This is a genomic window from Acinetobacter sp. TWP2-2-3, assembly GCF_049896445.1.
Lineage (GTDB): Bacteria > Pseudomonadota > Gammaproteobacteria > Pseudomonadales > Moraxellaceae > Acinetobacter.
Genome location: NZ_JAFCUI010000001.1, coordinates 466,526 through 486,936 on the forward strand (window position 1 = coordinate 466,526; position 20,411 = coordinate 486,936).

Consider the following 20,411-nt stretch of genomic DNA (forward strand, 5'->3'; position numbering starts at 1 on the left):
CTCATCCTAAGCGATACCCTAGCCCACGTATGGTACGTATGAAGTCTTTTCCTAGTTTTGCCCGCAGATGATGGATATAGACTTCCACCGTATTACTGCTGACATCACTGTCAAAATCATAAAGCTTGTCTTCCAGATCATTTTTAGAAAAAATTTTGCTAGGATGCATGAGGAGTGCCGTGAGAATAGACCACTCCCGATTAGACAACTCGATCGGTTCACCATTAAAGCATGCGATGTGCTGTTCCAGATCCAGTTCCAGTCCACTGTGTGATAACTTCTTATTAATGTCTATCCCGGTGTTTTTTAAGCTACTACGTCGCAGCAAGGCATGAATACGGGCCAGCAGCTCGTCAAATTCATAGGGTTTAATCAAGTAATCATCTGCTCCCTGATTCAGCCCATCCACCCGGTTTTGTAATTGGTCCCGGGCGGAGATAATCAGTACCGGTAAATTTGGAAACTTCTGCCGGATATTTTTTAGCACCAGCATGCCATCCATCATCGGCAAGCCTAAATCGAGCAGGACAATATCGTAGACCTGCTGCTGTAACTGTTTTAAACCCTCAATCCCATTATTGACCCAGTACACATCAAACTGATGCAGCTTGAGCAATGTTTCAGTCGACTCGGCAATCATAAAGTCATCTTCAATAATCAGTATTTTATGCATTTCAAGCTCTGTTCTTTAATGATGGTGAGCATTGTGCAAGCATATCATTTTTAGCTTCAGTCACTTGCGTTTTTATATCCAGCATACTTAATAAACTGGGGAAAAGATGATCTTGACTACGGGCCTGTCCGGTCTGTGCTTTAAGACAGCTGACTTGCTGGGTATTCTGCTGCTTCCAGGCATCGGAGAACCACATCAGCATCGGGACATGGGTTTGCTGGGTCGGTGCCATACTATAAGGTGTACCATGCAGGTATAAACCATGCTCTCCGGTAGATTCTCCATGATCAGACAGGTACCAGAAACCGGTCTGATATTGAGTCTGCTGCTTTAAAGTTTCAATGATCTGGGCAAGAACATGGTCTGTATATACAATCGAATTATCATAGCTATTCTTTAATTCTTCTGTACTGCAGCCCTGAATGGCATTGGTCTTACAGGTCGGTTGAAATGGCTGATATGGCGCTTTGGAACGCTTGAAATATGCGGGGCCATGACTGCCCATCTGATGCAGTACAATTAATTGTGGTTTCGGGTTGTTTTTATCCAGATGCGCCAGATAATCTTTCAGGCTATCCACCAGGATTTCATCAAAACATTCACCACCAGCATCACACCACTTCTGTTTCAGTTGTGCCGGAATCTGATACTTTTGTACCCGGTCACAGGCACCTTTACAGCCTGAGTTATTATCAATCCAGGTCACCTGATATCCGGCGCGCTGAGCAATATCCAGCAAACCTTCACGGTGGCTGGCTAGCTGTTCATCATAGGTTTCACGTGACATGCCCGAAAACATACAAGGCACTGAAACGGCAGTTGCAGTTCCACAAGAGCTCACCTGATTGAAATTAATCACCGCTAACTTGCTCAGTTCAGGATTGGTATTGCGCGCATAGCCATTTAAAGCAAAACTCTCGGCACGTGCAGTTTCTCCAACAACTAGCACCATCAATTTGGGATGATCCTGCATTTGGGCCTGCTGTAACAGATGAGCATCTTCGCCAAAAGCCACCAAAGGTAAATTCGCTTTAGGTGCTTTCTTTTTATAATAGGATAAGGTGGACGCGATGCTATTTTGTGGAGAAAGCATACCCTTCAGATCGCGGTGCTCACGGAAGATGGCGGCATAATCGACATAGAAACAGAACAATAAACCTAGAATCAGTCCGAGTGAGACTACACTGCTCAGGCTTTTATGCACCAGCTGATGCCCAAGCGATGCAGGCTGAATTTTAAGCATCCAGATGATAAAAAGTGGAAAAATTACAAACACCAGTGTCCAGATCACCAGTCGCATTGACCAGAGATCTCGAACTTCACGGGCATCGGTTTGCAGCATATTCTGGATCTGGTCAGGCGTAATAACGACCCCCAGACTATTGACAAAATAAGCACTAAAGCCACCCAGAATGATCAAGACACTGGCCAGTATTTTGGCGTTCCATTTCCAGTTCAGCCACTGTAATACCAGGTTGTAAAACGCAATAATGATCAGTGCCGTAGCGACCAGTAACAGACCTGCTTTTAGATTGGCATAAGGCGTAAATTCATGAATTTTTTGATAGAAAGCAAAGTTTAGGATCAATCCCAGCCACATAGCCAGCAACATGTTGAAGCCTGAAAGACTAATCGACTTTTTAGGTCGCTGACTAAAAGAAGACGAATGGGAAAACAGCTTCAGCATGATCCGTGGCTCAAAGACTTTAAGATGCTTTAGCCTAGAATCTGAATCTTAAAAATGACTTAAAATGATTGGATCATTTCATAATATATGCAAACCCGCTCTTCTTTATTTCAAACTCAGAAGAATAAAGATAAGTCCTAACATATGTAGAATCTGGCTAGGCGCAAAATACAGAAAAAACTTCCATCCCCCGGTCACAAAAGAATTGATACTTTTAGACACCGCATGTGCCGCAAGTCCAATCATGACAGCATAAATTAAAGTCAGGTTGTGAGGATTTCCTTGTATCACTACACCTGCTACAGCAGCATGCACTTCAAATAAAGAGGCTAAAAAAGTACCTAAAATTAAGCCGCTATCTCCCAGTAAAAGATTTGCGCCGTAAATCCCGGCCTGGATTAAGGTCAAACTGACCGCAATAATCACCGCTTCTTTGATACTGAACATTCGGCTATCAATTTCTTGTATTTCATTGATGGTCGTACTGTTATCCGCTTGGGGAGTTCGATAAATCAAGAATCCGGCTGCAATACATAAAATTCCGATCCCCACCAAACTCGGAATCAGCAGGAACTTGAACCACTCTACGCTCACTCCCAGAACAATCAGCAAGAGCTGTAATAAGGTGGCAATACAGGAAATCAATCCGGCGCCTGCATTTAATTTTGCACTGGCCCGCCCGGATCGGACTTGCATGCCCAAACTGGCAATCGTGGCCGTACTGGAGACAAATCCCGAGGCTAAGGCAGATAAAATGAGAGCCTTATCATTGGATAGGATTCGTTTTGCCACATGTGCCATGGACTGCACAATCAAGATTAAAATGAGTAGTTTAAGGATGATATAGGGATTCAGTACGGCGCCCCACAAGGGCTTATTGGGCATGACCGGCAACGCAATCAATATCAAAGCCAATAAAAGTAAGCCATCTCTTAACTCATAGCTTTGGATCGTTTTTCCGGCAAATTGATGCAATGTCTGTTTGCCCATCAGGATAATCGTGAGTAGAACCGCCATCCCTGCAGCCAGTGGGATATTCCACACACAAATAGCGCCAATGATATAAGTCATCAAAAAAGCCAGTTCAGTGGTAGATCCAATATCTTGTTTTTGTTGAAACAGGCTATACACACAGAACAGGCTGACCGCTACAGCTCCTATCACCCCAATATAGAGATGCAAAGGGGTAAATTCAAAGAATGGTTTTATAGCTTATTAGATGCAATTTAGAAGTGAATGAATGAAACTCATCTAAAGATTAGAAAATATCAGTCTATTCACTCTGTTTAATTTCATTTAAATCATTCGTTAGAAAGGCGTCTGAGGTCACCCCACTATCAATGAATAACCTCAACATCCACGTAAATCTTAAAATTCTTCCCGCTGTAATTCATTCACCGTTTGCCCCTGCTTTGCAAACCACTGATCACGACGTTCAAACAAGCGTGGCGCCGCCTGATTCACTTGATCAATTAGAGCCTGTAAATCGGCATTGATCAAACGGCCATTTTTAACCACAATCTGTCCCGCCACCATCGTCATCACGACATCTTGGCCTTGAACTGCATGGACTAAATTGGTATGCAAATTAAATAATTTTCTATGATCAATCAAAGGCGTCATCCGCGGTGTATCCAGTTTCACCGCAATCAGGTCGGCCTGTTTGCCGACTTCCAATGAACCAATTTCATCTTGCATACCCAAGGCTTTAGCTCCTGTAATCGTAGCCATTTGACAGACTGACCAGGTATCCAGGGCAGCCGCATCTAAATTCGAAAACTTGGCCAATAATGATGCCGTTTTCATTTCTTCAAATAGATCCAGGTTATTGTTTTCTTTTTCTCCATCAGTACCCAGACCCACCGCAATGCCTTGGCGTAGCATTTCAACCACAGGGGCTGCACCGGAGGCCAATTTCATATTGGAAATCGGGTTATGGGCGACACCGACCGCATGTTGCCTTAAAATCTGAATTTCATTTGCATCTGCCCAGACGCAATGTGCCAACAGGGTTTTAGGCAGATCTAGCAAGCCTAGCTTTTGCAGACTTTCAATCGGGCGAATGCCTGAACGGCGCAGGTTTTCCTGTACATCAAATTGGCTTTCATTGCTATGAGTATGAAAACCGGTTTGATAATCCTGACAAAGTTTCTCAATACGGCTTAATGCTGAAGCTTCAGCATAAAACAGGTGCTCTAAACCTACCCAAACCTGAATACGTCCATTCGCCTGCTGATGCCAACGGTTGATTAAAGCCTCATTACTTTTTAAGGTTTCAAAATAATTGTGATCCGGATGCTCTGCGACATAGGGTACGAGAACGGCACGAATTCCCAATGCTTGCGCAGCTTCAGCACTTCCGTCCATATAACGCCACATATCAACGATGGTGGTCGTTCCCGACAATAGTGCCTCAGCATAACATAAATAGGAGGCGATTTTCGCATCCTCTGGTGTCAACACCCGGTGCATCGGGTCAATATACTGCTGTAACCAATCCCAAACCGGTAATCCTTCAGCCGTACCACGCAATAAACCGGAATGACAATGGGTATTGATCAAGCCCGGCATCAGGATCGTTTGTGGGTAATCCTCAATGAGCACCTCTGGATAGCATTGGGTTAACTCAATGTACCCACTGCTTTTATTTTGTCACCATCAATCAGTATCGCGCCATTTTTAATACATTCATTCTGCGTGTTCATGGTAAGGACATAGGAAGCTGTTAAAATTTTCATGATTTATACTCAAATCTATTCTATTTATGATGAATGGCTGCGGTTATGGCACGAAGGTTTTGCCTAAAGAAGATGGCAAATTCATTTTGAGTACTTTTTTATTCCGTGAAATCATGACCAGTACCACAATGGTGGCTATATAGGGCAATGCGGCAAGCAGCTCGTTCGGCACCTTGATTCCAAGCGCCTGGGCGTGAAATTGCAAAATGGTTACGCCCCCAAACAGGTAAGCGCCGAGCATTAAACGTGTTGGTTTCCACACCGCAAATACTACCAGTGCAATGGCAATCCAGCCGCGGCCTGCCACCATATTTTCAATCCACATCGGGGTATATACGGTCGATAAAAATGCTCCGCCAACCCCTGCCATCAAACCGCCAAATAGCACTGCGCCATAACGAATCGCCAACACGTGATAACCCATGGCATGCGCACTTTCCGGTGATTCTCCGACTGCTTTAAGCAATAAGCCCAAACGGGTTTTGGCCAAGACAAACCACACCAGAAAGAAGACCAAGATTGACAGATAAACCACATAGTTTTGCTGGAACAAAATCGGACCCAATACTGGAATATCCGCTAATAGTGGAATATTAAAATTAGCCAGACCCGGTAAAGCCATACTGACGTAGTTCTGTCCCAAAAATGCAGAGATACCGAGTCCAAAAATGGTTAAAGCCAAACCGCACGCGGATTGATTGGTACTTAAAGACAAGGTAAAAAAGGCAAAAATCAGGGCCATCAGCATGCCTGCCAGACCACCCATCAATAAGGCACTTAATACACTGGCATCATATTGCGCAGCAAAAGCAAAACCTGCAATTGCACCGACCAGCATCATCCCTTCTACTCCAAGATTAATCACACCTGTCCGCTGTGTGACCAATTCCCCCAGACCTGCGAAAATCAGTGGTGTTGCTGCTGCAACAGTACCTGCAAGAATTGCAGTTATTTCTAAAGCCATATCATGCTTCCTTTTGCTGTAGACAACATTGGGTTAGAGGGTGGTTGCTGTGGACTGAGGGACCGGTGGCACCATTTTTTTGCTAAACCGGTAACGGTTTTCAATTAATGCATCGGAAGCCAACAGGAAAAATAACAGCAGGCCCTGGAAAATACCGGTAATCGCGACCGGAAGCTGCAACTGCATTTGTGCCATTTCGCCGCCCAGATAAATCAGCGCCATAAAACAGCCTGACAGCACAATACCGATGGGGTTTAAACGCCCTAGATAGGCCACGATAATCGCTGCATAGCCATAACCTGGGGACAGGTTCGGATTCAGCTGACCAATAGGTCCAGCCACTTCACAGATTCCGGCAATACCTGCCATCATCCCGGAAATCACCAGACTCATCCAGATCGCTTTGGAGGAAGAAAAACCTGCGTATTTGGCAGCTAAAGGTGCCTGACCGCTGACTTCCAGTTTATAGGCCGTCAGACTTTTACGCATAAAAACCCAGAACAGAAGGACTGCAAAAAAAGTGATAAAAATAGAGGTATTAATGCGTGTGCCTTCTACAATAAATGGCAGCGTCGCACTCTCACTAAAAACCACCGATTGAGGGAAGTTCATCCCTTCCGGATCACGCCAGGGACCATTGACTAGGTACAGCAACACACATACTGCGACATAATTCATCATCAGGGTGGTCAGGGTTTCTTCAGCATTAAAATGGGTTTTCAGTAAGGCAGGAATTGCACCCCAGAGTGCCCCACCAAGTGCGCCCATAACGATCATTAACGGGAGAATCCAGCAGCCGATGTGATCATGAAATAAAATCGCAATACCACCGCCAAAAATCGCGCCCATGGTGAGCTGACCTTCAGCACCGATATTGAATAATTTCGCCCGGAATCCGACCGCCAGTCCCAAGGCAATCAGAATCAGAGGCCCGGCTTTCACTGCCAGTTCACTCCAGCCATAAGACGACGTCAGCGGTTCAATAAAGAAGATGTACATGGCTTGCGCGGGATTAATCCCCAACATTAAAAACAGAATACTACCGACAATCAGCATGGCTAGCAGCGCAATGAGCGGTGAAAGCCACTTCATGATTTGAGAGGGATGTTCACGCGGTTCCAGTAAATGCATGTCGCTCTCCTCTCAACCTGTATATTTGTTTTTTTGTTATATTAAGCATGAGCTTGCTGCTCCTCTACTATGATCGCAGTGTCATGGCCTGGAATGCCTGACATCAAGATTCCAACATTTTCAGTATTGGTTTCATGAGTAGGTATCGCTGGAGATAGTTCACCATTGGCCAACACGCAGAGACGATCACTGATTTCAAACAGCTCTTCTAATTCTTCTGAAATCACCAAAATGGCAACACCTTGTCGAGAGAGATCAATCAGGGTTTGCCGGATAAACATGGACGCGCCCACATCAACGCCCCAGGTCGGTTGAGCCACAATCAGGAATTTCGGGTTTTGCAAAATTTCCCGGCCGACAATAAATTTTTGTAGATTTCCACCGGACAAGGAACGTGCTTCTGCCTCTGGGCCACTGGCTTTCACCCCGAATTTTTCAATACAGTGCTCGGCAAAAAGCTTACATTGTGCAAACTTGATTAATCCCCATTGCGTTAGGTTCTGCCGAAATGCGGTCAGCAAGGTATTCTGGGACAGTGTCATGTTCGGGACTGCTCCTCGGCCCAGACGTTCTTCAGGGACAAAGCCCAGGCCCAAATCACGCCGTTGTCCAGAACTGAATCGGGAAATATCGATTTGATCCAGAACCATCCGGCCATGTTTCAGGCTATTTTCACCCGACAATAAAGACAGTAATTCTGCTTGCCCATTGCCAGAAATCCCGGAAATTCCTACAATTTCACCGGCAAAAATATTTAAATTGATATTTTTCAGCGACACACCAAATGGGTCGTCGGACTGGTAATTGAGATTCTCAACCTGGAATAATATCTGTTTTTCACCTGTATATTCAGGGCGTACATAGGTCGGTAAATCACGGCCAATCATTAAGCGTGCTAAATCACTAGTACTGTTGTCTTTGGGATTAACATTTCCGGTGACACGGCCATTGCGTAAGATGGTCGCTTCATCACAGAGTTCTTTGATCTCGTGTAATTTATGACTGATATATAAAATTGAAACGCCTTGGGAGGCCAATAACCGTAAAGTTTTAAACAGTTGCCGTACCGCTTGTGGTGTCAATACTGAAGTCGGTTCATCTAAAATGATTAAAGCGGGATTTTGCAAAAGGCAGCGAATAATTTCGACACGTTGCCGCTCACCTACCGATAAAGAATGTACTTCGCGGCGTGGATCAATCGGTAAACCATATTGTTCTGAAACTTCAATAATTTTTTGGCTCAGGACTTTTAAATGAATCTTTTCATCCAGTCCCAGCAAAATATTTTCCACTACGGTCAAGGTTTCAAATAAAGAGAAATGCTGATAGACCATGCCAATCCCGAGTTTTCTTGCCATCGACGGGTTATCAATATGAACTTCTTTACCGTTCCAGAGGATTTGTCCTTGATTGGCCTTGGTTGCCCCATAAATGATTTTCATCAGGGTACTTTTGCCAGCACCATTTTCACCCAAAATGGCATGAATTTGCCCAGGTTGAACGGTTAAATGTATCTGGTCATTCGCTTTCAATGAATTGTAACTTTTACAGATATTGATGAGCTGTAAACGCGGTACACCTGAAGAAGAACGTGCGTTCAACTCTTGCGCATGAGCAGATCTATCGTCTTGAGAGGTCATCATCAGTGCCCTATTCAATGCTGTGACAGTGCGGCATCCATCTGAAGCGTGCAGGCATTCAGATGGATGCGGGAAAGTACATCAAAGTATTTAAAGTTTTTTGAATTGCAAAATGACAAAGCTTTATTTCGGTAATGAACCCTCTACGCCCTTCACGTAGTAATTCATTTTGCTTAGTGCCGCATCATCTAGGCGCTTGCCCTTTGCCAAGACCAATGTGCCATCCTGTTTATGAATCGGGCCGGTAAATGGATGCAGTGTGCCTTTTAAAATGCCATCACGTACGCTGAGCGCTTTTGCTTTAGAGGCTGCCGACACTGAAGGACCAAAGCTTTCGATATCAACGGCTTTTTGTTTTACGCCATACCACATTGCACTTGGTTTCCAGGTTTTCTTGCTGACTTGCGTCATTACCGGAGTATAAATTTTTTCCCAATGTAAAACCGATGCAGCAAGATGCGCTTTAGGGCCAAATTTGCTCATGTCAGAATCCCAGCCAAAAGCAAAGACACCTTTTTGTTCAGCCGCCTGTACCACTGCTGGAGAATCGGTATTTTGCATCAGCACATCTGCGCCTTGAGCAATCAAAGCCAAGGCTGCATCACGTTCTTTGCCCGGGTTAAACCATGAATTCACCCAAATGACTTTGGTTTTAATTTTTGGATTTACACTTTGTGCACCGAGGGTATAGGCATTGATATTACGGATAACTTCAGGAATCGGAAAAGACGCAACTACACCCAAAACATTATTTTTGGTTTTTTGCCCTGCGACCACACCCAGCATATAAGCACCTTCATAGGTACGGACATCGTAGACCCCTAAGTTTTTGCCCTGCTTATAACCGGTTGCATGCATAAATACTGTATTGGGAAATTGCTTGGATACTTTCTCCATTGCATTCATATAACCAAACGAAGTCGCAAAAATGACTTTATTGCCTTGTTGTGCCAGGTTGCGGATCACACGTTCGGCATCTGCTGTTTCAGGGACATTTTCGATATAAGAGGTTTTATATTTTCCTGCGAGGGTTTTTTCAGCCTTAATCCGGCCCTGATCGTGAGAATAGGTCCAGCCATGGTCGCTGGTTGGGCCAATATAAACAAATGCGGCTTTATCTTGGGCCTGAACATTGGCGACAGCGGCCATGCCCATTACACCACTTGCCATTAATACCCCTACCAATTTTTTCAATCCGGTTTTCAAGCTATTTTTTTCTTTCATTCTATTCTGCTCTTGGTTGTTCTGTGTCATGCAACACATGCTTTAAAATGACTTCACGCAAATGTGCTCAGTCTGTTCAAGATATAATTAGCAATAAGCATTCCAGTTTTTATAAAAATAATAGAAATAGGGTTTTAAAATAAAATGTTTTTTGTTTTTATAATTTAATTAAGGCGTAATGATATTAAATTTATAAAAGCTTATTTTATGATTGATAGGGGGTTTAATTTATCAAATGGATTTATTTTTTATTTTTGCTTATTAGTGGTGCGATAAAATAAAATGCCTTAAATTTGCGCATTCCTTTTTTAATCCAAGCTTCATATTTTTCATGAGCAAAGATAAATTAAAATGATAGAACCATGTATTGAGACTCATTGAGGGAATGGGATTTTTTTAGATATAAATCATTAATATTTAAATATATTAATAGTTTTTTTATAGTTAGGTTTAGCTTGTAATACGCCGAAAGGATGATGTTCTGTAGATATTTTTATTTTCTCTCCTCATTGAAGGAGGTTGGAAATCTCTAATCGGAGCTTGCCTGGATTGATTTATTTAATTTCCAAATTTTGAAAATATTAATCAATTTTAATTAAGAAATAAGGACATATAAATAATATTTTGATCATTCAAAAATAATATAAATAAAAACCACTATATTGAAATATAGGGTTTCTATTTAAAATTTAATCCATATTTTTAAATTTTAAAATATATTAGACAATATAACGTTTACTTAATCCCCACTCGGCTAAGATTCGACGATAGGTCGTTGAAGAGCGATCTGCTTCAAAATGCGCTTCCATAGAAATATCGAGCGGTAATTCTTCAGGTTTTTGGCTTTCTACCATGTCCTGATCTTCGGCAAAAATTTGTGCATTGAAGTCATATACCGCCTGTAAATCTCCTGTGGTATCGAAGTTGCGTGTCAGTGGTACAAATAAACGGGTTTTATTGTGTGAGACCGGACAACAGGCATTGAGAATTTTTAATTGTCCCTGTTCTGGGAAATGTACAGTTAGCACCGCAGAAAACGGTGGATAGACATCAAATACACGTTTCCACAAAAAGCCTTCCGGTGCCAGATCTTGCATACCATGTGGATAGTTGCTGACACTGCTGACATATTCGGTATGCAGGCCGTAATTTGTACGTTCTGTCGTGTATTTGGGTACAACCTGATTTTCAGGATCTGCGAAAGAACCCTGATGAACCCAGGCAAAATGTGCAACATCAATAAAGCCTTCCAGTTGACGGCCACTCGAACCGGCAATATCCAAAAACGGCGGTAAAATTGCCTGATGATCTGGCATCTCCCAGGTATCTAAAACAGGAAAATTGGCTTTTGCTTCGTCACGGCCAAAAATACTGGTCCAGATCAAGCCATATTTTTGCACTACTGGAAATTTGGTCAGAGAAAAGCGCTCAGAAATGTTGGTCAGCTCGGGTTGTGCAGGAATTTTGATACATTTTCCCTGGCCATTGTAGTGTAAGCCATGATAAGGACAGACCAGATTTTCACCCGAAACCCAGCCTTTGGTTAAGGGTACGCCCCGGTGTGGACAGAGATCACGAACCAGGTGAATTGCACCACTGTCTGTTTTATACAGTGCAAGTTTGACATCAAGCAGGGTTACTTGTTGCGGTTGGGTAGAAACGTCCTGAATCCGTGCAACCGGATACCAGTGACGAGCCAGAATGTCCCAGTCCTGATCATCAAACTGGCTATAGCAGGGTTTGTTGAATAAATTGATGACTGGAATGGCGTTCATATCAAACCTATATTCTTACTGTGGATGGTCTCTTTTTACAGGCCTTGAACAGTGCATAACTGTGCAATTTTGGCTTTGCTTATGATTGAAATTACTGAATTTATTGTCATTCTGTCTATTAGAATGATTCGTACTATTCATTCTTGAAATTAGAACACATCAACCATGTACAAATGTACTTGCCGATTAAAGCTGCCTTCTTTGGCATAAAACTCGCATAAACACGTTTATCTCAAATATTGATATGAATAAAAGGTGGTTCTTCGCTTGACTAAATTAATGAATACGCCTTTTTCCCGATTTTCAGAATATTTTATCGCGGTGGCGAAAACGGGAAGTTTACGCAAGGCCGCAGATCAATTATTCATTTCCGTGTCTGCAGTACATCGGCAAATTGCTTTGGCTGAAGAAGAACTGGGAATTGTGTTATTTGAGCGTTTGCCCCATGGTTTAAAACTGACACTGGCGGGTGAATTACTCTATGCCGATGTTTTAAAATGGCAAAAAGAATTCCAGCAAACCCGGATTCGCTTTGATGAAATTCAGGGGCTTACGCGTGGGACCATCGAATTCGGTTTAATTTCTGCCTTAAATGATGGTTTTGTCATGCAGTCCGTGCAATATATGTATGAACATTATCCCTGGATTAATTTTAATATCCGGGTCGCAGACAGTGAAATCGTAGCCAAAAAAGTGATTGAGGCAGAACTGGATTTTGGCCTGATCCTGAATCCGAAATCCCATCAACATATTGAAGTCCTGCACTTTCTGGAACTGCCTTTAGGTTTTGTGATGGGTAAGTCTCATCCTTTTGCTCAAGCAGAAAAGATTTATTTTTCAGATACCTTGAATGACAACCATTTTATTCCGGCCGACCCCCTGATTATTCATGATTATGTACAGGCACTGTATAAACATCATCAATTTATACCTGCACGTAAAACGGAATCGAATGATATCCGCCTGATGAATACTCTCATTAAGGCGAATTCCGGGATTGGAATTTTTAGTTATCTCGATGTTTTACCCTATGTCGAGCGAGATGAAGTGGTCTTTAAACCTATCTCTGAAAAAGGACTGCATCCGCTGACCATTGCCTTGTGTGTGGCGCCTAAACGCCAAATTTCACGCGTTTCCCAGTTGATGATTAAACATATGATTGAACAAATGGAAACCTTAAAAAGCAAGGTGCAGCAACTGTAGTATTTTCATACTTAAATAACAAAAACCGCGATGGCTAAAATCGCGGTTTCTCGATATGTGATGCTATTAATTAGACTTAATCCAATGGATTACCCACAATATTGCTAATAATGCCTTTCATAATATGTGGGCCTTGTTCTTTCCGTAGGTCTGCATACCAGTCTTTGGTAATTTGCTCATCTTTCATATGCGTGACATCACAACGCTTACGTGCACGTAGCAGCAATTCATTGGCGCGTTCATTGCGTTTATTCTGATAGCGTTTCAGGGCATCTTCCAGACCTAGCGTATTAATTTGTAAGGCACGTGCCAGATAGACCGCATCTTCCATTGCCTGGCAACCTCCCTGCCCGATATCCGGTGTGGTGCTATGTGCTGCATCCCCTAAAATTACCACACGGCCCTTATAAAACTGGGTAAAAGGCTCAATATCATGGATCTCGACACGATTGGTTTTCTGCTCATCAATACTGTCAATTAAGCGCTGAACCTGGGAGCACCAGCCAGAGAAATATTGCTTTAATAAGATCTTATATTCCGAACGTTGATTCTCCAGACCTGCGGGCAATGGCACATCAAAGAAGAAATAAAAGCGATGCTCTGCCACAGGCATCAGTGAAGCGCGTTTGCCTTCACCGACAAAAGTGGTCCACTGCTGTGCGGGCGCTAAATCTTCAGAGATCTCAACCAGTCCGTTCCAGTTCACATAGCCAGCATAACGGCGTTCAACCTGTTTGCCCAATACATACTGACGCGTCATGGAATGGGTACCATCTGCGCCAATCAATAATGCTGCAGAAACAGTGCTGCCATCCTGAAAACCGATTTCAACGTGTTGCCCCTTATCCTCAATAGACACCATTTTTTTACCGAGCTGAATATCCTGCCGGCCAAACTCATCCATTAACATATTTTGTAATTCAGCACGCGATACCGGATATGGACGTTGACCGACTTCTTCAATTAACGGCGCCAAACTAAACTGCGTCATGACCTCGCCATTCAAACCATCGATATAGGCTAAGTCATTCATCTGGCCACCTAACTTTGCTACCTGTTCAGTTAAGCCCAGATAGTTCAAACACTTCACCCCGTTTGACCACAAGGAAATTGCAGCACCGACAGGTAAAATCTGTTCTGCCTGCTCATAGATGGTGACCCGATGTCCGAACTTTTTTAGTGCAATTCCTGTGGTTAACCCGCCCATGCCTGCCCCAATAATTGCAATCTCCATCTATTCCTCCTGGCTATTTCATCTTCATTGCCAGCTAAAATGCTAAAAACGTGCCATCCTGAAAAAAATGCACTAAAAAAATAGCAAGAGTTGGCACACGCTGTGCTTTTAAATTCCTTCAATGTCCTGTTTTTATAAAGGCAGAAGACCTAAATTTGTATTTATAAAAGTGCATATTCATGTGACGTATACCAATGATGGAAATTTAAGATGGCGACCTTATTAGCTCCAATTTTTGATCTGCCTGCTCCAGTACAGCAGTTAACTAACCTTGCAGATGCCCGAATTGGCGCAGAAATTCTTGAATGTTCAGATGAGTTTTTTGCTGAAGCAAAACGCATGTTGCAATTTGAGGCACCGGTCTTTATCGAAGACAAGTTTGATGAGCATGGCAAATGGATGGATGGCTGGGAAACCCGTCGCAAGCGCCACACGGGCTATGATTGGGCCATCATTAAACTTGCTGTTGCAGGTCAAATACAGGCACTGGATATTGATACGACTTTTTTTAGCGGTAATTATCCGGCCTCTGCTGCTGTGCAAGCATGTTATGCGCCAGATGGAAATCTTGATCAGGCAGAATGGATCAGCATTATAGAAAATAATGTCTTGGGCCCCAGCCAGCATCATATTGTTCAGATTTCAGCAAAGCAGATATTTACCCATGTCCGTTTGAATATTTATCCTGACGGTGGGATTGCACGTTTTAAGGTCTATGGTCAGGTAAAAATCAATCTGCAAGATAGTGATCAAATGCTAGATGTTTTGGCACTAGAACATGGTGGCCGTGTCGTTGCCTATAGCGATGCGCATTTTGGACATCCACGCAATCTGATTAATCCGGGACGTGGCATTAACATGGGCGATGGCTGGGAAACCAAACGGCGTCGTGCTCCAGGATTTGACTGGTGCATTTTGGCTTTAGGCGCCAGTGCCCGAATCGAGAAAATTGAAATTGATACCGCCCATTTTAAGGGAAATTTCCCTGCAGAGGTTTCTATTCAAGCCATCTATGTTGAGGATGCAACCGATGAGCAACTCATTCCACAAAGCATGTTCTGGCCTTTTTTGTTAGAAGCTCAGCCCATGCAAATGGATCATATTCATCATTACATCAATGAAATTTTACAGCACGAAAAAATTTCCCATATTCGTGTCAACATGATTCCCGATGGTGGTATTAGCCGGATTCGGCTCTGGGGAAAATTGGCCTAAATGATGAAGAGCATGTATATGCAAAGCATAAAAATACAGTCTTTAAGCACGGAAAATTTTCTGCCTTTTGGAGAAGTCATTGCCTGTCAGGGTAATCATTATTTTCATATCAATGAGCAGCAGACTGAGCGTTATCATGCCCTGTCTGAAGTAGAAAGTGATGCCAAGGTTGGACTGAGTATTTTTAGAAATATGCAAGCTACGGCAATTCCTTTTCAAATCTCGATGCTGGAAAGACATCCTCTGGGTTCACAGGCTTTTATTCCAATGCACGGCCAGCAATTTTTAATCGTTGTAGCGCCTGAACTTGATTATACACAGCCCGATATTAGTCAGATTCAGGTATTTATCAGTGATGGTTCTCAAGGGATAAATTATCGTGCCGGAACCTGGCATCATCCATTATTGACCCTTGAAGCACCCAGCGAGTTTGTCGTAGTGGATCGTATAGGTAGCGGATCAAATTGTGATGTTCATCCTTTTCCTGAAAACATCCAGATCGTATTTTAAACGCATTAAAAAAAGCCCTTTTATCAGGGCTTTTAACTTATTTCTTCATCACTTTGCCTAGAAGTGATATTTCACTAAAGCACTGACATTATTTTCATCGGCATTTGGGATACCGAATTTGTTGTTCCAGATAGAATGTTCAATCCCCAGATATAAATTGGTGTCTGGAGAAATGTGTTTACCGACATTCCATTTCCATTGGGTGGTCCAGTTCATCTCGCTGTCATGAGTATCTTCTTCTGTAGACCAGTCCAAGAAGCCATCCACCAGAAATTCTTCAGTTCCCAGTTTAATTGGCACGCCATAGGTCAGTGTCAACTGGTAATCATCATCAATATTCTCATTATTCACGCGATAAAGGTTAATGCTGGCATAACGGAAATATGGAATATCCAGATCGAAACCTACGCCGTACAGGAAGTTATCAAAACCCTCTCCACCTTCCCAGGTCGTTGAAACCAGTACATCTTTAACCGGACCAAAGGCAAGCTTCTGACCCGACACTTCACCCAAGCTCAAACGTGGTGAAAATTCAAAATAACTTGATTTAAAGTCATCTGCACCGCGCATACGGTCAATGAAGAAGAAGACATCTGCATATTTTACTTTTGCCGTATATTCAAAGGTCGCAGTCGCCTGTTTCTCATCGACCACCTCATAGTTTTCTCCATAAAGTCCGGTGACACTGAAGTCTTGCCAGATCGGTTTTGCCTGTGCGGATGCCGCACCCAATACAAGTAATGTTGCAGCAGTAAGTTGAGTGAATTTCATAAATAAGGGTCCCCAATGGAATGAAAGAATCACATTCTGAATTAAGCAAAAACAAAGCCAACATTTTTAATTTTTGATAAAAAAAACAGCCCATTTTCTGGACTGTTTTCATCCTGGTTTAAATTTTCTAATGTGGAATCTTTGCCACAATTTCTGTAGTCGCTGTGCTTTTATTTTTAAATAGGTTCAGATGATTGAACAACAGGTTGAGTAAAATGGCCATTAAGCAGGTTGAGCTAATCCCCGAATGAAACAAGGTTTGCACCCATTTTGGAAAGTTGGCATAAAAGGAATGATCAATAATGGGAATCATGCCGGCTGCAATAGCCGTCGCAACAATGATAAGATTTTTTTGCTCGTTATAATCAATTTTAGCCAAGGTACGAATCCCGCTTGCAGCGACTGTTCCAAAAAGTACCAGACCTGCACCACCTAATACCGGTACAGGAATGGCAGCAATCAAACGTCCCATAATTGGCAGTAAACCCAACACGACTAAAATCATGCCCCCAGCTGCGACCACAAAGCGGCTTTTAATTCCGGTAATCGCCACCAAGCCGACATTTTGCGCAAAAGCACTTTGCATAAATGAACCAAAAACCGGTGCCATCGCACTCGATAACATATCGGCACGCAAGCCATTCGAGATACGATCCGCATCCACTTTGGTACCTACAATCTCACCCACTGCAATGATATCTGCTGTGGTTTCGGTCATAATCACTAGCGTAACGATAAGCATGGAAATGATGGCAGTGAGCTCAAAAGTCGGTAGTCCAAAGGCGAAGAAGCTGGGTACCTGAATCCATGTTCCATTCGCAACTTTAGAGAAATCACCAAAACCGAATAAATAAGCCAGTACTGAACCTAAAACAATTGCCAGTAAAATAGACAAGCGACGAATAGCAGCATGTCGGCTCAAATTCAGGCAGACGACTAAAGCTAAAGTCATGAGTGCCAGACCAATATTTTCGATACTTCCCCATTCTGGTGCCTTGGGATTGCCGCCCATCATCCAGCGGACTGCCACCGGCAATAAAGACAAACCAATGATAGTAATGATGCAACCGGTCACGACTGGTGGAAAGAAACGGATAATTTTGGAAAAATAAGGTGCGAGGAAAAAACCGATCAATGATGCGACAACGACTGCACCGTAGACGGCTTGCAAACCACCGCCTGTAGTCACAATCGCCACCATCGTTGCGACACCGGCAAAAGAAACCCCTTGCACCAAAGGTAGTTTTGCACCGATATATTTCCCCCCAACGGTTTGCAAAATTGTGGCTAAACCACCGACAAATAGCGCCGCCGCAATCAATAATCCAATTTGATAAGCTTCTAGGCCGGCTGCTGTTCCCACGATTAAAGGTGGTGCAATAATTCCACCATACATGGTCAGTACGTGTTGCAAACCATAAGCTGCACTTTTCCCCGCACCTAAATATTCATGTTCAGGTGATATTGTTTTACTTTGTTCTGTCATTTTTCTCACCCTCAAAGTCTAAATATAAAATCAGCTTCCGCGATATGTGGAGTACCCGAATGGGCTGATCAGTAAAGGAATATGAAAATGCTGGAATGCATCTTTCACATAAAAATGAATAACTGCTTTAGGAAAAAAAGTTTCTAAACCCAAACCTTCAAAATAAGCAGATGTAAAAAACTCAAGACTATAGATACCTGTTTTTAAATCGACTATGCCAAAATCACTGACGCGACCGTCTGTATTGGTTTTTGTCTCAGCAAGCAAGCGACCGTCTTCAGCAAAAAGTCGTACCACCACGTCTGTCGCAGGTTTTCCCAGATGTGTATCTAAAATATGCGTGCTAATCATGCATGAAGCTCCTGAGCCAGTCGTGACAAGGCAATTTCTGCCAGTTGATGATGGACAATACGTTTCTCAATCTCTGGATCATTTAGCAAACGATAGTTCAGGGCTTGAAGGACGTCTTCACTGCTCAATCCAGCAGCTTTGATCAGAAAGATAAACCCATATTTTTTTTCATAGGCAAGATTGCCTTTAAGCAGCGCGAGCTGGGTATCGTCATCTGCTGTAATGCCGGATTGCTCACGATGGGAAAAGTCTTTTTCTATTTCACTTAATTCAGCCTGTGCCTGTTTTTCACCTATACGGGGATGATTATCCAGCGCAGTTTTAATTTCATCCCAACTCCAGGTCGCCGCCTGTTGGTTCGCTGCACTCAAAACATCCTCAAGCGATGCATAAGGACGTTTTGTGGCAAGCTCGGTCGACCAGCTGGGTATTTGCACACAGTGCTTTAAAAAGATCATCGCATCTTCTGCTGATGCTTGATTAAATTCAACAAGTTGCACTATTCAATCGCCTGTTTATATTGCTTGGTTATTTAAAACTGGTTTTGCAATAACAGTGCCAAAGCTGATGTGTTTGTTATTTTTATAAAGTACATGACTCAAAAAAGAGCATCTAAACTGATCTTTTCCAATATATTTTATGATTATGGCGCATGATGGTTATACCAGTGCTCGGCAATATCCCCACGACGGCAAATCCAGACCTTGTCATGATTTTGAATGTAGTCCAGGAACTTTTGTAGAGCTTTAAAACGTCCCGGCCGTCCTAAAGTACGGCAGTGCATGCCAATCGACAGCATTTTTGGCGCAGTTTCGCCTTCGGCATAGAGCACATCAAAAGCATCTTTGAGATATTGATAAAACTGTTCCCCGCTATTAAACCCGCCCGGTGAACTGAATTTCATGTCATTGCTATCCAGGCTATAAGGAATAATCAAATGCGGACGTGTTTCCCCTGCCTGATTGGTCAAGGTGCTCCAAAATGGCAAGTCATCTCCATAGTAATCAGCGTCATATTTGATGTGAGGAAATTCAGCCAGAAGTTGACGGGTGTTTGGACTGTCCCGACCGGTATACCACCCAATAGGCGCTTCACCAAACAGGCTTTCCAGAACACTGATCGCCTGATCCATATACTGACGTTCAAGTTCAAGCGGCATGTCCTGATAATGTAGCCAGCGCTGCCCATGTGAAACCACATCATAATGAGCTGATTTAATCGCCTCGACCACATAAGGATTACGTATTAAGGCCATACCGACTCCAAAGATAGTCATCGGCAAACCACGTTTCTGGAACTCCTGATGAATCCGCCAGAAGCCTGCACGTGAACCATATTCGTACATCGAATCCATCGACATATGTTTGTCTGGAAAGCTGGCAGCACCGATGATTTCAGATAAAAACTGTTCTGACCCCGTATCACCATGTTCAATGTGGTTTTCACCACCTTCTTCATAATTCAGCACAAACTGTACCGCGACACGCGCGCCGTTTGGCCATTGCACTTTTGGTGGTTCGCCATGATAACCAATCAGGTCACGCGAATAAGGTGCACTGCGAATGCTCTCGATAAGTTCTTGTCCGCGTAAATAGCTAGTCGTCACATCAAATCCTTGTCGATTCTGAGTAAATGATCAATTGTCTATACGCGTGATAAGCAATTTGTGCGCCAAAGTAGAGCATCGACAGCGCGAACATAGGCTTAAAAAGATTATTTTTAGGAGATTTAAGCATTTAAATATCCCATCTCAATATTTGCGTGGTTGAACATAAAAAACCTGGAAAGATGCTTATTTTGTTTTTAATC

Annotated in this window: 16 protein-coding genes and 2 pseudogenes; 3 read left to right on the forward strand and 15 right to left on the reverse strand. The window is 43.0% G+C overall.

From position 1 onward, the window contains the following. Window position 1: 1 nt before the first annotated feature. The 9 genes and pseudogenes from ACP7AK_RS02355 to ACP7AK_RS02395 all read right to left on the reverse strand — a co-directional run bounded on the left by ACP7AK_RS02355 (window position 2) and on the right by ACP7AK_RS02395 (window position 11,832). Window positions 2-673, reverse strand: coding sequence for a response regulator transcription factor (locus ACP7AK_RS02355; protein ID WP_425878360.1), 672 nt, complete (start codon window positions 671-673; stop codon window positions 2-4). Window position 674: 1 nt separating this feature from the next. Next, complete coding sequence (locus tag ACP7AK_RS02360) at window positions 675-2,360, reverse strand: phosphoethanolamine transferase (RefSeq protein ID WP_425878362.1); 1,686 nt, start codon at window positions 2,358-2,360, stop codon at window positions 675-677. A 105-nt stretch (window positions 2,361-2,465) separates the two neighbouring features. Then, window positions 2,466-3,542, reverse strand: a pseudogene (locus ACP7AK_RS02365) (DUF4010 domain-containing protein); the annotation flags it as partial. A gap of 186 nt (window positions 3,543-3,728) precedes the next feature. Continuing rightward, window positions 3,729-5,098, reverse strand: a pseudogene (locus ACP7AK_RS02370) (amidohydrolase family protein). A gap of 43 nt (window positions 5,099-5,141) precedes the next feature. Continuing rightward, entirely contained in the window at window positions 5,142-6,062 is a 921-nt protein-coding gene (locus ACP7AK_RS02375; protein WP_004729775.1) for an ABC transporter permease, read from the reverse strand. A gap of 33 nt (window positions 6,063-6,095) precedes the next feature. Beyond that, window positions 6,096-7,193 carry an ABC transporter permease gene (locus ACP7AK_RS02380; RefSeq protein ID WP_312585064.1) on the reverse strand — a complete coding sequence of 366 codons (1,098 nt, stop codon included), beginning with the start codon at window positions 7,191-7,193 and terminating at the stop codon, window positions 6,096-6,098. 41 nt (window positions 7,194-7,234) lie between these two features. After that, window positions 7,235-8,836 (reverse strand): ABC transporter ATP-binding protein, encoded by a 1,602-nt coding sequence (locus ACP7AK_RS02385; RefSeq protein WP_425878365.1) that lies wholly within the window; start codon window positions 8,834-8,836, stop codon window positions 7,235-7,237. Window positions 8,837-8,956: 120 nt separating this feature from the next. Next, on the reverse strand, window positions 8,957-10,057 hold the full coding sequence (locus tag ACP7AK_RS02390) for a BMP family ABC transporter substrate-binding protein (RefSeq protein WP_253114744.1): 1,101 nt from the start codon (window positions 10,055-10,057) through the stop codon (window positions 8,957-8,959). Between the two features lie 719 nt (window positions 10,058-10,776). Further along, window positions 10,777-11,832 carry a Rieske 2Fe-2S domain-containing protein gene (locus ACP7AK_RS02395; RefSeq protein WP_425878368.1) on the reverse strand — a complete coding sequence of 352 codons (1,056 nt, stop codon included), beginning with the start codon at window positions 11,830-11,832 and terminating at the stop codon, window positions 10,777-10,779. A gap of 279 nt (window positions 11,833-12,111) precedes the next feature. Here ACP7AK_RS02395 and ACP7AK_RS02400 point away from each other — a divergent pair, with 279 nt between their 5' ends. Then, the gene (locus tag ACP7AK_RS02400; RefSeq protein ID WP_425878592.1) at window positions 12,112-13,035 is read left to right on the forward strand and encodes a LysR family transcriptional regulator; all 924 of its coding nucleotides are present in this window, start codon (window positions 12,112-12,114) and stop codon (window positions 13,033-13,035) included. 76 nt (window positions 13,036-13,111) lie between these two features. Here the strand turns inward: ACP7AK_RS02400 and hpxO are convergent, their stop codons facing one another. Beyond that, window positions 13,112-14,269 carry an FAD-dependent urate hydroxylase HpxO gene (gene hpxO, locus ACP7AK_RS02405; RefSeq protein ID WP_425878370.1) on the reverse strand — a complete coding sequence of 386 codons (1,158 nt, stop codon included), beginning with the start codon at window positions 14,267-14,269 and terminating at the stop codon, window positions 13,112-13,114. Window positions 14,270-14,479: 210 nt separating this feature from the next. Here hpxO and alc point away from each other — a divergent pair, with 210 nt between their 5' ends. Together alc and ACP7AK_RS02415 are read left to right on the forward strand one after the other, a co-directional pair. Beyond that, window positions 14,480-15,484 carry an allantoicase gene (alc, locus tag ACP7AK_RS02410; protein ID WP_425878372.1) on the forward strand — a complete coding sequence of 335 codons (1,005 nt, stop codon included), beginning with the start codon at window positions 14,480-14,482 and terminating at the stop codon, window positions 15,482-15,484. 12 nt (window positions 15,485-15,496) lie between these two features. Then, on the forward strand, window positions 15,497-15,994 hold the full coding sequence (locus ACP7AK_RS02415; RefSeq protein ID WP_425878373.1) for an ureidoglycolate lyase: 498 nt from the start codon (window positions 15,497-15,499) through the stop codon (window positions 15,992-15,994). 57 nt (window positions 15,995-16,051) lie between these two features. Here the strand turns inward: ACP7AK_RS02415 and ACP7AK_RS02420 are convergent, their stop codons facing one another. The 5 genes from ACP7AK_RS02420 to puuE all read right to left on the reverse strand — a co-directional run bounded on the left by ACP7AK_RS02420 (window position 16,052) and on the right by puuE (window position 20,208). Then, window positions 16,052-16,765 (reverse strand): outer membrane protein OmpK, encoded by a 714-nt coding sequence (locus ACP7AK_RS02420; RefSeq protein ID WP_004280255.1) that lies wholly within the window; start codon window positions 16,763-16,765, stop codon window positions 16,052-16,054. A gap of 127 nt (window positions 16,766-16,892) precedes the next feature. Then, on the reverse strand, window positions 16,893-18,251 hold the full coding sequence (locus ACP7AK_RS02425) for a nucleobase:cation symporter-2 family protein (RefSeq protein WP_425878376.1): 1,359 nt from the start codon (window positions 18,249-18,251) through the stop codon (window positions 16,893-16,895). Window positions 18,252-18,281: 30 nt separating this feature from the next. Further along, window positions 18,282-18,602: a hydroxyisourate hydrolase gene (gene uraH, locus ACP7AK_RS02430; RefSeq protein ID WP_425878378.1), complete on the reverse strand. Its 321-nt coding sequence runs from the start codon at window positions 18,600-18,602 to the stop codon at window positions 18,282-18,284. Further along, a complete protein-coding gene (uraD, locus tag ACP7AK_RS02435) occupies window positions 18,599-19,102 on the reverse strand; it encodes a 2-oxo-4-hydroxy-4-carboxy-5-ureidoimidazoline decarboxylase (protein WP_253114016.1) in 504 nt (167 codons plus the stop codon). Before uraD ends, uraH begins: the two co-directional genes overlap by 4 nt. A 143-nt stretch (window positions 19,103-19,245) precedes the next feature. Beyond that, the gene (puuE, locus tag ACP7AK_RS02440) at window positions 19,246-20,208 is read right to left on the reverse strand and encodes an allantoinase PuuE (protein WP_425878381.1); all 963 of its coding nucleotides are present in this window, start codon (window positions 20,206-20,208) and stop codon (window positions 19,246-19,248) included. Window positions 20,209-20,411 lie beyond the last annotated feature (203 nt).

Excerpts from the sequence above, each read along its gene's own strand:
- ACP7AK_RS02355 (WP_425878360.1), bottom strand. The coding sequence starts at position 673 with ATGCATAAAATACTGATTATTGAAGATGACTTTATGATTGCCGAGTCG.
- ACP7AK_RS02360 (WP_425878362.1), bottom strand. The coding sequence starts at position 2,360 with ATGCTGAAGCTGTTTTCCCATTCGTCTTCTTTTAGTCAGCGACCTAAA.
- ACP7AK_RS02375 (WP_004729775.1), bottom strand. The coding sequence starts at position 6,062 with ATGGCTTTAGAAATAACTGCAATTCTTGCAGGTACTGTTGCAGCAGCA.
- ACP7AK_RS02380 (WP_312585064.1), bottom strand. The coding sequence starts at position 7,193 with ATGCATTTACTGGAACCGCGTGAACATCCCTCTCAAATCATGAAGTGG.
- ACP7AK_RS02385 (WP_425878365.1), bottom strand. The coding sequence starts at position 8,836 with ATGATGACCTCTCAAGACGATAGATCTGCTCATGCGCAAGAGTTGAAC.
- ACP7AK_RS02390 (WP_253114744.1), bottom strand. The coding sequence starts at position 10,057 with ATGAAAGAAAAAAATAGCTTGAAAACCGGATTGAAAAAATTGGTAGGG.
- ACP7AK_RS02395 (WP_425878368.1), bottom strand. The coding sequence starts at position 11,832 with ATGAACGCCATTCCAGTCATCAATTTATTCAACAAACCCTGCTATAGC.
- ACP7AK_RS02400 (WP_425878592.1), top strand. The coding sequence starts at position 12,112 with ATGAATACGCCTTTTTCCCGATTTTCAGAATATTTTATCGCGGTGGCG.
- hpxO (WP_425878370.1), bottom strand. The coding sequence starts at position 14,269 with ATGGAGATTGCAATTATTGGGGCAGGCATGGGCGGGTTAACCACAGGA.
- alc (WP_425878372.1), top strand. The coding sequence starts at position 14,480 with ATGGCGACCTTATTAGCTCCAATTTTTGATCTGCCTGCTCCAGTACAG.
- ACP7AK_RS02415 (WP_425878373.1), top strand. The coding sequence starts at position 15,497 with ATGTATATGCAAAGCATAAAAATACAGTCTTTAAGCACGGAAAATTTT.
- ACP7AK_RS02420 (WP_004280255.1), bottom strand. The coding sequence starts at position 16,765 with ATGAAATTCACTCAACTTACTGCTGCAACATTACTTGTATTGGGTGCG.
- ACP7AK_RS02425 (WP_425878376.1), bottom strand. The coding sequence starts at position 18,251 with ATGACAGAACAAAGTAAAACAATATCACCTGAACATGAATATTTAGGT.
- uraH (WP_425878378.1), bottom strand. The coding sequence starts at position 18,602 with ATGATTAGCACGCATATTTTAGATACACATCTGGGAAAACCTGCGACA.